We start from the raw sequence: 12,885 nt of genomic DNA, 5'->3' as shown, positions 1-12,885 counted from the left end.
GTGAATAAACTGCTCTGGCCGGTCGCGGCCGCCGCCACTGGATTGGCCTATTCCCTGTGGGAGGCGACAAACTTCGCACTACGTGAGTTCAGTGTGCCCGTGTTGCCAGCCGGATCGGACCCGCTGCGGGTTCTGCACCTGTCCGATGTTCATATGATGCCCGGCCAGGCGAAGAAGCAGGCCTGGCTGCACAGCCTCGCCGCGCTGGCGCCGGACCTCGTCATCAATACTGGCGACAACATCGCTGGCAAGGGTTCGGTGCCGTCAGTTCTGCGCGCGTATGGCGACCTGCTCGACCTGCCCGGCGTGTTCGTATTCGGCTCCAATGACTACATCTCGCCAAAGCCCAAGAATCCCGCAAGCTATCTGAGCAGCAGCAATGCCGAGCTTCTTGATGCGAACGGCAACATAAAACTGCCCCCCTTCGACCTGCCATGGCGTGAGCTGAGGGGGTCGTTCACCCGCCGCGGTTGGCATGACCTGACCAATCGGCATGCCGAACTAATGGTCAACGGCAAGCGGCTCGCCTTTGTCGGCGTCGACGACCCCCACCTCGGCCTGGACGAGCTCGACAACGAGCCGGCACGCACTGATGTCGATCTCGCGATCGGTGTGACCCACGCTCCCTACCTTCGGGTGCTCGATCGATGGAATGTTCTCGGCTACTCGCTGATTCTTGCCGGTCACACCCATGGCGGACAGCTATGCATACCCGGATATGGCGCACTGATCACCAACTGCGATCTGGACACCGCACGTGTCAAAGGCATCAGCCGGCACTCGGTCGACGGCAATAATCCATCGTGGCTGCATGTCTCCGCTGGGATCGGCACATCGCCATATCAGCCGGTACGATTCGCATGCCGCCCCGAGGCAACGCTGCTCACCCTTACTGGGATAGACTCACTCGGTCCTCATTAAACGGGGAAATCGGGCTGTGGCGCAGTTTGGTAGCGCGCGTCGTTCGGGACGACGAGGCCGCAGGTTCAAATCCTGTCAGCCCGACCATGAGTAGTTGGGGAAACTGCTCGAAGATATTGGGGAAACTCAAGACAAAAGGCGTTCACTTCGGTGGGCGTCTTTTGTTTGCCAGAAATGGCCCCTGCGGGGTCGATTTCGGGTCGTTAATGCAGGTTCAATCCCGGCATCGGGAACGCAAAAGGCCCTGACCTGTGTTTCAGGGCAGGGCTGTGTAGCTGGCCGTTCTGGTGAATGGTGGGGCGTGGCCGGCCAGCTAGGTTCGGGCGTTGGCTTTCACGTTGGCTTCTCGCTCGGAGTCGTTCATTGTCGAGTTCCCGAATGAGACCTCGGGTTGATCGAGGGCGTGAGTCGCTGATTTCTTCAGCCCGGCTTTGGTACTTTCGACGGTGTTGCGCATCGGGTAGAAGGCCCGCCACGGGGGTGACTGGTACGGATACTCCTGGGCATGTTTGAGCCCGGCTTCGAGCGGGATAGAGACCGACTGGACCTGACAGAATTTCGGGGCATGTGGGCGATTGGGGTCGCAGACCGAGGTGACCGTTGAGTTCGCCAAAGAGCAGCTCGTGTTCAAACCCGGAGCGAGCGACCCGTACGCCGAATTTCAGATGCACATTCTCGGCGCCTTCGCCCAACTCGAACGGTCAATCATCAGGGAGCGGCAAGCTGAAGGGATAGCGAAGGCAAAGGCAAAGGGCGTGTATAAGGGTCGCAAGCCCGCGTTGTCTGCCGAACAGGTCACCGAGGCTCAAGAACGCATTGCGGCCGGGGTGCCGAAAGCGGCGGTCGCCAGAGAACTCGGGGTCAGCCGCTCGACGCTATACAACGTGCTCACCGAACATCAGGAGAAAGCCGCGTGAGCGACGAAAGCAACGTCCTCGACCAAGCCATTGCACTCCTCGACCTCGACTTCTTCTTCCTCATCGTCATCTTCATGGACTTCTTGCTCCTGATCGTCGTCGTGATCGAGTCTTTGCGTACGAGCGTCAGCCCTATTCCAGGCCGCACCCAGGACGGCTTTGCGGCTTTGCTTTGAAGTTCCCCGCGTGAGTACCGGGTTTTGAGATGCCTCGACTTCTCTGATCGACAGGCGAAGCTACTTGGCTGTTGGCGATGATGGGCGGCCGAGTGCCGAGGACACGAAGGCGGTCGGGGCTGTCTGGCTCGTTGAAGGCGTTGGCTTCCGTTAGTTGCTGCTCGGCGAGCGCATAGTCCGTGAAGTCGATGCTCGCGGTGAAGTCGTGGGCGTACCGCATCGACTTGATGAATATGTCGGCTTCACCGCGCCGCGACAACAGCCGGAGGCCATCTAGGTAGTCTCCCCGATAGACGGTCGGGATGATGATTCGGCTCTGGCCGCCAGCAGTGAGTTCGGCGTTCATCATCGCTCGGGCCGTTCGCCCGTTCCCGTCAGCGAAAGGGTGGACTTCTGCCACGACAAACGCGGTGTAAACAGCCCGCTCCCAGGGCGTGTCCAGTCCATCGCGGTACCGGAAACCGGCGCGGAGCGTTCCCTCGACGCATTCGTGGTCGACGAAGAAGGTCTCGCCCACGCGGTTGTTGTCGAGCTTGAACTGGCCGGGGCCTTTGTCTTTGCGACCATTCATGATGGTGGCATTCCGAGACTTGACGAGCTCAACGAACTCGTCAACGTCGGCGCCGGTTCGCTTCATCCCTTCGGCGTCTTGGAGAAGCATGTAGGTGCCGAGGATGTCGTGGGCGTCTGCCGACCTCTGCGCGGGGACGTAACTCTCGAACACGATTCGGCGGGCTTCGTCCAGGGTGAACTCGGTCCCTTCGATGTAGTTGGAGAAGTACGCCTCGTAGAAGGGGAGGAACTGTCCGTACCCCGGCTGTCCGGGCACGGCACGCTCCGGATTGTTCTGCGGGGCGGATTTCCGCAACGTCTCTGCGAGTTCGCCGAAGAGCTTGACTCGTGCCTGGTCGACGGGGTGCCCCGCACGCCGGCTCGCAAGGTTCTTGGAGGTCTTGCTTGTCGCATCCTTGGTTCCGACCGCGACCCCAATCGCGGATCGCAGCTGGTCGAGGTGCTTCGCGCCAACGCCTAGCTGAGGGGCCAGTTCTTCGGCTTCTTTATGCCAGGCAATGAGTCGCTGCTCGCCTTCGGTTTGGCAGATGAAGTCAACCCAGTCCTCGAGCTCGACCTGGCTCAGCGTCCTCCGCGTTCCGCTTCTTGACCTGGAGGGGGCCGAGTTCTCCGCCAGGGCTCGGGGCTTGGATGCGATGTACGTGCCGCCAGGCAGCGGAATGTCGTCAGCTACTGGCCCGGTGCCGGCTCGCGCATTGACCGTGACCCCTGGCAGGTTGAGCTGCCTTGCACGACCTGGACGGGAGACGTAGAGAACTCCATCGACAGGGTTGCCTGACCTGGCGGACCTATCGGTGATGACTGAATCGGGCATGAGCTTGCCGACGATCTGGTGAAGGTTGCGCCGAACGACATCTTCAGGAGAATCTTGTAGGTTCGTCGTGTACACACCGGTCGCCAGTCGACGGATAGCGCCACGGCTGACCTGATCCGACAGAGTCGCCGCGGGCGCGTCATCGGTGAAGATGATCTCGTTAACCACAAAAACCTCCGACAGAGACGAACTTTTATGTACTTAGTGTACCAAGTTCCGAACTAATCTGTATTTAACAGCATTACTCCGTTCTAAGCGCGCACGGAGGAAACTAGGCGTTGGAGCCTTCGGTTTGACTAAGCCCGCAACCTCTCTCGACATCAAGACTTCTGGGAAGCGAGCCGGATAAGCCTGGGAAAGAGTCCAGGTACGGGCTACGTCAATGCAGGTCAGGGCAGTTTCCTAAACGACCCACCATTGTGAAAGGGTCCGCACCGTTCTTTGGTGCGGGCCCTTTCCACTGTGGTCGTACCCCACGATATGTTCAGATTCGACCCCCTGAACTCAAGCCACGGGTTCGGTCGCAATTCGAACAAATCTCGGGGTTGTGCGGATCGGCACCCTGACGTGACCGAATTGAAACCCGACTCCTAAGCCAAGCCACCGACTGTGTGGAAGACTTAGGCCATGGCCGACGAGCAGGAACCCGCACGCAAGGTTGCAAAACGGGTTGTCAAGAAGACCGTGGTGAAGCGACCAGCGGCACCTCCGTCGACCACGATTCGTTACGGACGCCCAAGCGCCACGCCGACTCCGTCCGCCCCACGCGCCGAAGCCCCCAAGTCGGCTAAAGCCACCAAGGCAACGAACTCGACCACAAAAGTTCGCCCCAGCCGGCCGCCGCTCGCGATCGGCAAGAAGGCCGGCGCGACCGGCAAAGCTGTCGGAACGCAGACTGCTCGGGCCGCCTCTGCAACACTTGGCGGCGTCAAGGATGCCACACGCCGCACCGGCGAAACCCTCTCAGACAGCATCTACTCACTTCGGCACTATTCACTGCCACGGATCGATCAGACCAAGGCAGCTGCCTCTGTCGGTGCCTTGGTCGGTGTCGCCGTGGTCGCTATCACCAGCCTGCTGCTGACAATGTTCAGTCACCTGCGCGGCGTCTCGACCGGCGGCGGCCGATGGGGCTCGCTGACCGTCGTGGTTGTCGCTTTCATCGCCTTCGCGCTGGGTGAATTCCTGCTCGCCAAATGGTATGTACGGCAGCCACGGATCACCAGTTTCCTCGCCCTGTGCCTCGAGCTGGTCATAATCATGGGATTCTTTCTCGGCGTCATCAACTCGGTATGGGCGTGGTTGATCATGCCCATACTTGGAGCTGCCGCGTTTGCGATCTCGCATCGCTTGATTGCTGTCGCCGACAGCAGCCCACGCGGGGTCTGAAAGACTGCCTCTATGGGCAGTATTCTGTGGACTCCGCCGGCCGATCAGCATTCACGGCTGGATGACTTTCTCGCTCAGGTTCGCTCCGAACACGGCCTGACTTTTGATGATTATGAAGCGCTCTGGCAGTGGTCGACGACCGATCTCGATGCCTTTTGGCAGTCGGTGTGGACCTTCTTCGACATACCCTCCGATGGCACGCCGACCGTGGCACTCGAACGCGCTTCGATGCCCGGCGCGAGCTGGTTCCCTGACGTCCGGCTGAACTATGCCGAGGCGATGCTGCGTATGCCCGGCCGGAACGACGATGACGTCGTTGTCGTCGCCCGCTCGCAGAGTCGTGCCGACGTATGCCTGACCGCCGCACAACTTCGTGATCAGGTTGCTCGGGCACGTGCCGGCCTCATCCGGGCGGGGGTGACCGCCGGTGATCGGGTAGCCGCCTATTCGCCCAATATCCCCGAAACCTTAGTTGTGCTCTTGGCCGCTGCCAGCCTTGGCGCGATCTTCTCCTCCTGTGCGCCAGAGTTCGGCACGCAAAGTGTCACCGATCGCTGGAAGCAGATTGCGCCCAAGGTTCTCGTCGTTGTCGACGGCTATCGCTATGGCAATAAGGACATCAACCGACGGGCCGAGGTTGACGCGATCCACGCTGCCCTGCCGAGTGTCGAGACGCTGGTCGAAATTCCTTATCTCGATCCAGACGCATCGGTCCGCGCTGGCGCGGTCGTCTGGTCCGAGTTCACTGCCGAGTCCGCGCCCTTGGAGTTTGAGCGGGTCGCTTTTGACGCTCCGCTCTACATCTTGTTCTCCTCCGGAACCACCGGACTGCCCAAGCCGATCATCCATGGCCACGGTGGCATCACCCTTGAGCACCTCAAATCACTCGCACTCCAGACCGATCTCGGCCCGCAGGATCGATTCTTCTGGTTCTCCACCACCGGCTGGATGATGTGGAATTTCCTCATCTCCGGGATCGGCGTTGGTTCCACGATCGTCATGTTCGACGGCCATCCGAGCTATCCAGACGCCTCGATGTTGTGGCACCTGGCCGATGAACTCAAGGTCACCTACTTCGGAACCAGCGCACCGTTCCTGCTGCAATGCCGCAAGGAAGGCCTCGTCCCCAAAGACATCGCGGATCTCTCGGCGTTACGCGGCGTCGGTTCGACCGGCGCCCCGCTTCCCGCCGAAGGCTTCCGCTGGGTGTATGACGCGGTCAGCCCCACGGTCCATCTCGGTTCATTATCCGGTGGTACCGATGTCTGCTCAGGCTTCGTTGGCTCAGCGCCCAATGTTCCGGTCTATGCCGGTGAGATCGCCTGCCGATGCCTCGGTGCGTCCGTCGAGGCGTATGACGTCAACGCCCAGCCGGTCATCGGGAGCCTTGGTGAACTCGTCATCACCGCACCGATGCCATCGATGCCAGTCGGCTTTTGGGGTGATACCGACGGGTCCCGCTATCGGGCCGCCTATTTCGAGGACATTCCCGGCGTCTGGCGACACGGCGATTGGATCACGATCACCGAACGCGGGACCTGCACGATCACCGGGCGTAGCGACGCGACCCTCAACCGCGGTGGAGTGCGCCTCGGAACGGCCGAGTTTTACACCGTCGTAGAGGCACTTCCCGAAGTCAGTGACAGCCTGGTCGTTCATCTCGAGGACGATGAAGGCGGCGCCGGTACGCTCATCTTGTTCGTGTCGCTTGGGGCCGATCGCACCCTCGACGACCAATTGCGCAAGGCGATCAACGGTGCCCTGCGCACCAATCTGTCACCCCGGCACGTTCCCGACATGATTCAACACGTCGAGGTACTCCCACATACGCTTTCGGGAAAGAAACTCGAGGTGCCAGCCAAGAAGATCCTGCAGGGCGTCCCAGTTGAGCGCGCCGTCGCTAAGGGCGCACTGACCAATCCTGAGGGAATCGATGCCTTCGTGGTTTTGCGCGATCAGCTGTGAAACGTTGAGCCTCAGACGAGCAGTTCAGCAATCTGTATGGTGTTGAGCGCGGCGCCCTTGCGCAGGTTGTCGCCGCTTACGAACAGCGCGAGGCCCCGCCCGTTGTCGACGCCCTCATCCTGACGGATTCGGCCGACGAGGCTGGGATCGGATCCCGCCGCCTGCAATGGCGTCGGCACGTCGACGAGTTTGACGCCCGGCGCACCGGCGAGCAACTCGGTCGCGCGCGCCACCGAAATCGGCCGGGCGAACTCCGCATTGATCGACAGCGAATGACCGCTGAACACCGGCACACGTACGCAAGTGCCGGACACACGCAGTTCAGGAATATGGAGAATTCTGCGGGTCTCGTTACGCAGCTTTTGTTCCTCGTCGGTCTCGAACGAGCCGTCATCGACAATTGAACCGGCCATCGCCACGACGTTGAAGGCGATCGGCGCAACATACTTCACCGGTGCGGGGAACTCGACCGCAGACCCATCGTGTGCGAGTTCATTGGCTTTGTCCACGACGGCCAGCGCCTGTGAATGCAACTCTTCGACACCGGCGACGCCCGAACCAGACACCGCCTGATAAGTGCTGACGGTCAGCCGCACGAGGCCGGCCTCGTCATGCAACGGCTTGAGCACCGGCATCGCCGCCATCGTCGTGCAGTTGGGGTTGGCGATAATGTGTCCGGCGGCCGTCGCGATGTCATCAGGGTTGACCTCACTGACGACTAGCGGGATGTCGGCATCCTTACGAAAGGCCGACGAGTTATCGATGACCGTGACGCCAGCCGCCGCGAACCGCGGTGCCTGCGCACGCGAAACCGTCGCGCCCGCGGAGAACAACGCGATGTCGAGTCCAGTCGGATCGGCAGTCGCGGCATCCTCGATGACAATCTGCTCACCCTTCCAGGGCAGCGTCTTGCCGGCCGAGCGCGCCGAGGCAAAGAAGCGGATCTCAGTGACCGGGAAATCCCGCTCCTCGAGCAGTTTGCGCATGACCATGCCGACTTGACCGGTCGCGCCAACCACACCAATGCGAGTCATCGTCCCGTACCTCCGTAAATTACCGCTTCCACGTCATCGGATCCCAGACCGAACGACTCATGCGCAGCGCGAACCGCGTCATCAACCTGATTCTCAACAACCACGACCGAGATGCGAATCTCTGAGGTCGAGATCATGTCGATGTTGACGCCAGCGTCAGCCAGTGACTGGAAGAATTTCGCCGTGACGCCCGGTGACGATCGCATACCGGCACCGATGATCGACACCTTGCCGATCGTGTCGTTGAACTGGAGTCGCTCATAGCCCACTTCTTCCTGCAACCGGGCAAGCGCGGTCATGGCCTTCTGCCCATCGGCCTGCGGGAGCGTGAATGAGATGTCGGTGAGCGCGGTCGTGGCGGCCGAGACATTCTGCACGACCATGTCGATATTGAGTTCGGCCTCGGCCAACACAGCAAAAATGCGGGCCGCTTCGCCGACTTTGTCAGGGACTCCAACAATCGTGATCTTGGCTTCACTGCGGTCATGCGCGATGCCGGAAATGATGGCTTGCTCCATGGTGGCCCCATTCTTGATCAACGTGGATTCGATCGCGTCGGCGTCAACAACCCACGTGCCCTGTTTATTCGAGAATGACGATCGTACGTGGATCGGCATGTTGTAGCGGCGCGCATACTCAACGCACCGCAGATGCAGGATCTTGGCACCATTGGCAGCCATTTCGAGCATCTCGTCATAGGAGATGCACGGGACCTGCTTGGCGCGCGGTTCGATCCGTGGGTCGGCGGTGAAGATGCCGTCGACATCGCTGTAAATCTCACAAACATCGGCGTCCAATGCGGCCGCCAGAGCAACCGCCGTCGTGTCCGACCCACCACGGCCGAGCGTCGTGATGTCCTTACTGGTCTGCGAAACGCCCTGAAAACCGGCAACGATCGCGATCGATCCCTCGGCCAGCGCGGCCTCGATCCGGCCGGGAGTGACATCGATGATCTTGGCGCGGCCATGCCGCGAGTCAGTGATGACTCCGGCCTGCGATCCGGTGAACGAGCGCGCTTCCTGGCCCAGATTGCCGATTGCCATCGCGAGCAACGCCATCGAGATCCGCTCGCCCGCGGTCAGCAGCATGTCGAGTTCGCGGCCCGGCGGCAACGGGGAGATCTCGTTGGCCAAATCCATCAGGTCGTCGGTCATATCGCCCATTGCCGATACGACGACGACGACGTCCGCACCGGTTTTCTTGGTCGCGACAATTCGTTGGGCGACCCTCTTGATACCGATTGCGTCGGCAACCGAGGAGCCGCCGTACTTCTGCACGACAATGCCCACAGGTTTTTCCTTGATGTTGAACTGCTTTAGCGCAGTAGAAAGTAACGGCCGGCGCGACGCTGCGCCAATCAAAGTCTACCGGGTGACGCAGGGTGCGGTCGATCAGCGTTCTTCTAATCAATCCGCGCCTGGGCAATCAGCGATGCAGCCGCGCCGCCTGTGACAGATAGAACTCGTTGGAATCCTTGCGCCACAACAGCACCACGATGACCGCGCCGAGGATCATGCTGACGACCGACAGCCCCGCAGAAACCGATGACGCCTCCGAACTGACGAAGCTGAAAAGGGTGAACAGGACGTTGAGGCCAGCCAACACCGTCGCAACGAACCTCGCCCAACTGCGACCTTGACCGTTCTTCCATGCCAGCCAAAGCCACAGCCCGATGCCGATCAGACCAATGACGATCCCAAACCCAATAGCGACCGCGTAAGAAGCATCGATGGTCGATTGCGCAACATTGGGATCGGTCTTGCGCAGCTCAGTTTGGATCTGGTCTTTCAACGAACCTAAGGTCACAACGGTCGCGATCAGCGACAGGCCGGCAAGAACGGCTCCGACCCGCATCAATTTGACCGCAAGTTGGATCGATTGGGGCTGATCGGCGCGCGTCGCCGGTTCGGGCATGGGCTGTTCGGGTGAACCGGGGTGCCGGGGAAGCCCGTCCGGGCCTGTCACATAGTCCTGAGGTTCTGGGGGGACGTTGCTCATATTGCTATCTCTCCTGCCGTAGGGCGATTTGGACAGGCTAACTAATTGCTCTGCGGCCTTCAAATGCACGGCCCAACGTGAGCTCATCGGCATACTCAAGATCGCCGCCGACCGGCAGACCGCTGGCAAGTTTGGTGACCTTGAGCCCCAGCGGTGTGAGCATCCGGATCAGATAGGTCGCGGTTGCCTCGCCCTCAAGGTTGGGGTCGGTCGCCAGGATGACTTCTTCGATCGCGTTATCGCTCAGCCGCTGAACGAGTTGTTTGATGCGCAATTGATCCGGCCCGATGCCGGCGATCGGCGAGATTGCGCCGCCCAGCACGTGATAGCGGCCACGGAACTCACGGGTTCGTTCGATCGCCACGACGTCCTTGGACTCTTCAACGACACAGAGGACCGTGGGATCACGGCGTGGATCGGTGCAGATGCGGCACTCCGGCTCCTGCGTGACGTTGCCGCACGTGCTGCAGAAATGCACCTTCGCCTTGACCTCGACGAGAACCGCAGCGAAGCGGCGTACGTCATCGGGATCGGCATCGAGCAGGTGAAAGGCGATGCGCTGAGCACTCTTGGGGCCGATGCCGGGCAGTTGGCCGAGCTCATCGATCAGATCCTGGATCACACCGTCATACATAAGGCGTTCAGTCTAGTTGGCGGCGATGGGGTCGGACCTCTGGCGCGCCCGGCTCGTAGAGGCGTTCACCGGCGAGGAGGCGTACGAGTTGATCGATGCGCTGGTTCTCCTGATCGGGGTGGGAGTGAACGGCAGCCATGATCGCCTCGCCGTCGAGGAGGTGGACGAGCGACAGCAGAACGGTATCGAGCTCTTCCTCAGGGATGTCGCCCGAGACCGGGAGCGCGCGGCCGAGCTCGAGGATCTCCCGGTGGAAGCGAGCCGCGAGGGGTTCGAGTCGTTCACGGAGCTCCGCATCGGTTCGGGCGGCGACCATAAGCTCATACCAAGCGGCGTTCATTGGGGCCCGACATGCCTTGCGCAGCAGGACGAGGCAGTCCTCGATCGTAATCTGCTCGAGCGCTGTGATCCCAATTCGGAACTGCTCGAATTGACGGTCGCGGACGGCGTCGGCGGCGGCGATGATCAGGTCGAGCCGCGAGTCGAAATGGCGGAACATTCCGCCCTGCGAGACACCAGCACGACGGCAAATCTCTCCGGCTGTCGTTTTGGCATACCCGATCTCACCGAGCGCGATCACCGCCGCATCAACGAGGGCAGCGATCGTGCCTTCGCGGCGTTCGGCCTGAGTTCGGCGTGGTCGTGTGGTGGTCACCGACGTTACTGTGCCACCTGGCGCTCAAAGCGCCGAACCGGTGTCACGGTTCCGCGGGATTCCTTGGCGCGCAGGAACCGGCCGGTGCCGAGCGACATGCCATAGCCGTCAGCAAACTCGCCGTCCTGCCAAACGACCTCTCCACTGACGATTGTCGCCGCGACGGCTTCGTCATTGCGGTTGACCATGCGACTCACCCCACCGAATTCGGGCATCACGGACTCGTAGTAACCGTCGACCGCATCGGTCAGCCCGGCCGGATCGATCACGACGATGTCGGCACGGTCGCCGACCGCAATCCGGCCGGCGTCGAGGTCATAGAAGTCGCCGAGCTCGCCGGTAAGCTTGTAGACGGCCTGCTCGACGGACATGAACGGCTTGTCCTTGCTCTGTGCCTGGTGTACGCGATTAAGCAGCCGGATGCCGAAGTTGTAGAACGCCATGTTACGAAGGTGCGCGCCGGCATCGGAGAAGCCGATCGTGACGCCGTATCGATTGATCAGGCTGTCCTGCACCTCCGGTCGGGCGTTGGCGATCTCTGTTTTCCAGCGCAACTTGGTGCCGTGCTCGACGACGAGATCGAGATAACAGTCGACGGGATGCAGCTCGCGCTCGCGGGCGACCTGACCGATGTGCTTGCCGACCAGCGACGCATCAGGGCACTCGGTGATCTCGGCGTCATCAAAGTCGCGGTGCCACACCCTTGGGGAGAACCGCTTGTCGAAGTCCCGGCGGAACCAGCGCCGATAGGCCTCATCGCTGAGCAGTTCGTTGCGGCCCATCTCCTCACGGAGATGGAGAGCTTCACGGCCTGAGCCGAACTCTTCGAATACGACCAGATCGATGCCATCGGCCCACACCCGGAACGTCGTCGGAAGGTGCTGCCAGGTGAACTTGCCTCGACCGATTCGGTTGGTCACCCATGCCAATGGTCCGAAAATGCGCCGGATCCACGGATCGGCCTTGGGGTCGGCGGCAGCGAGCATGGAGACTTTGAGCGGTTTGCGGAGCAGCCCGGTCGCCATCGCGAGGAAGAAGAGAATGTCGTAGCGTTTGTTGAGATTTGGGACAGCCTGAAGAACAGCGCCCCGCTTGCGCAGAACCTTGGCGAGCCGGCGAAATTCCTTCCAACTCGCGTAAGTCGTCGGGAGCGCACGGGATCGGTAGCGGTCGCCATCGATCTTGTCCCAAGGGTTGGTCATAGCCGAGATACCGAGAAAACCAGCATCGAGGGCGTCCCCGAGCCGGCGCTCGATCTCGATCATCTCTTCGGTCGTCGCCTTCTGCTTGGGGTCGGTCGATCGACCGAGTCCCATGACATCAGCGCGCACATCGGAGTGACCCAGGAAGGATGCGACGTGCGGCCCGAGCGGTAGCTGTTCGATCGCGTCGACCCATCCCTGCGGTGTCGACCATGTCTTCGCTCCTTCGATGGCCTTGAGGACGTGGGCGCGCGGGAGCGCTTCGACCCGGCTGAAAAGATCAGCGATATCGAGCGGCGTCGAGTAAATCGTGGAGAGCGAGCAGTTGCCGACCAGCACCGTCGTGACGCCGTGGCGTACGGACTCATTGAGGCCCGGCGCCACCTGGAGCTCGGCGTCGTAATGGGTGTGCACGTCGACGAATCCGGGCATGACCCAGTGGCCAGCGGCCTCGACGATCCGGGTTGCGGGACCGACAGCGATCGGGTCGGGGCTGATCGTGGCGACTCGCCCGTCGAGCACGCCGATATTGGTACGGACGCCCGGAGATCCGGTGCCGTCGAAGTAGGTACCGCCGTTGATGACTAGATCCATTTCCGTCATGGTC

The 12,885-nt window shown here is 61.3% G+C and carries 12 protein-coding genes and 1 tRNA gene; 6 read left to right on the top strand and 7 right to left on the bottom strand.

Annotation, left to right across the window (positions count from 1 at the left end; all coding sequences use genetic code 11):
• The 4 genes from AC2YB9_RS01405 (at position 1) to AC2YB9_RS01390 (ending at position 2,014) form a co-directional block, all read left to right on the top strand.
• On the top strand, positions 1 to 921 hold the full coding sequence (locus AC2YB9_RS01405) for a metallophosphoesterase (RefSeq protein ID WP_487266972.1): 921 nt from the start codon (positions 1 to 3) through the stop codon (positions 919 to 921).
• A 10-nt stretch (positions 922 to 931) separates the two neighbouring features.
• Positions 932 to 1,008: transfer RNA gene (locus AC2YB9_RS01400), tRNA-Pro, on the top strand.
• Positions 1,009 to 1,496: 488 nt separating this feature from the next.
• The gene (locus AC2YB9_RS01395) at positions 1,497 to 1,838 is read left to right on the top strand and encodes a helix-turn-helix domain-containing protein (protein ID WP_487266971.1); all 342 of its coding nucleotides are present in this window, start codon (positions 1,497 to 1,499) and stop codon (positions 1,836 to 1,838) included.
• Positions 1,835 to 2,014: a hypothetical protein gene (locus tag AC2YB9_RS01390; RefSeq protein ID WP_487266970.1), complete on the top strand. Its 180-nt coding sequence runs from the start codon at positions 1,835 to 1,837 to the stop codon at positions 2,012 to 2,014. Before AC2YB9_RS01395 ends, AC2YB9_RS01390 begins: the two co-directional genes overlap by 4 nt.
• On the opposite strand, the gene AC2YB9_RS01385 is transcribed toward AC2YB9_RS01390, so the two are convergent.
• A complete protein-coding gene (locus tag AC2YB9_RS01385; protein ID WP_487266969.1) occupies positions 1,971 to 3,569 on the bottom strand; it encodes a Fic family protein in 1,599 nt (532 codons plus the stop codon). The two genes, AC2YB9_RS01390 and AC2YB9_RS01385, sit on opposite strands and share 44 nt — an antisense overlap.
• 459 nt (positions 3,570 to 4,028) lie before the next feature.
• On the opposite strand from AC2YB9_RS01385, the gene AC2YB9_RS01380 reads away from it, so the two are divergent.
• Positions 4,029 to 4,790: a hypothetical protein gene (locus AC2YB9_RS01380; protein WP_487266968.1), complete on the top strand. Its 762-nt coding sequence runs from the start codon at positions 4,029 to 4,031 to the stop codon at positions 4,788 to 4,790.
• A 12-nt stretch (positions 4,791 to 4,802) separates the two neighbouring features.
• On the top strand, positions 4,803 to 6,755 hold the full coding sequence (locus AC2YB9_RS01375) for an acetoacetate--CoA ligase (protein WP_487266967.1): 1,953 nt from the start codon (positions 4,803 to 4,805) through the stop codon (positions 6,753 to 6,755).
• 11 nt (positions 6,756 to 6,766) lie between these two features.
• On the opposite strand, the gene AC2YB9_RS01370 is transcribed toward AC2YB9_RS01375, so the two are convergent.
• The 6 genes from AC2YB9_RS01370 to AC2YB9_RS01345 form a co-directional block, all read right to left on the bottom strand.
• Positions 6,767 to 7,789 carry an aspartate-semialdehyde dehydrogenase gene (locus AC2YB9_RS01370; RefSeq protein ID WP_487266966.1) on the bottom strand — a complete coding sequence of 341 codons (1,023 nt, stop codon included), beginning with the start codon at positions 7,787 to 7,789 and terminating at the stop codon, positions 6,767 to 6,769.
• Entirely contained in the window at positions 7,786 to 9,078 is a 1,293-nt protein-coding gene (locus AC2YB9_RS01365; protein ID WP_487266965.1) for an aspartate kinase, read from the bottom strand. The genes AC2YB9_RS01370 and AC2YB9_RS01365 overlap by 4 nt, the downstream gene beginning before the upstream one ends.
• 136 nt (positions 9,079 to 9,214) lie before the next feature.
• On the bottom strand, positions 9,215 to 9,787 hold the full coding sequence (locus tag AC2YB9_RS01360) for a hypothetical protein (RefSeq protein WP_487266964.1): 573 nt from the start codon (positions 9,785 to 9,787) through the stop codon (positions 9,215 to 9,217).
• A gap of 37 nt (positions 9,788 to 9,824) precedes the next feature.
• A complete protein-coding gene (recR, locus tag AC2YB9_RS01355; RefSeq protein ID WP_487266963.1) occupies positions 9,825 to 10,421 on the bottom strand; it encodes a recombination mediator RecR in 597 nt (198 codons plus the stop codon).
• Positions 10,422 to 10,428: 7 nt separating this feature from the next.
• Positions 10,429 to 11,076, bottom strand: a complete 648-nt coding sequence (locus AC2YB9_RS01350) for a TetR/AcrR family transcriptional regulator (RefSeq protein ID WP_487266962.1) — start codon at positions 11,074 to 11,076, stop codon at positions 10,429 to 10,431.
• Between the two features lie 5 nt (positions 11,077 to 11,081).
• Positions 11,082 to 12,881: an N-acyl-D-amino-acid deacylase family protein gene (locus AC2YB9_RS01345; protein WP_487266961.1), complete on the bottom strand. Its 1,800-nt coding sequence runs from the start codon at positions 12,879 to 12,881 to the stop codon at positions 11,082 to 11,084.
• Positions 12,882 to 12,885: the final 4 nt, after the last annotated feature.

The organism is Aeromicrobium changchenzhani, assembly GCF_057586615.1.
This window is presented reverse-complemented; position numbering and strand designations above follow the sequence as displayed.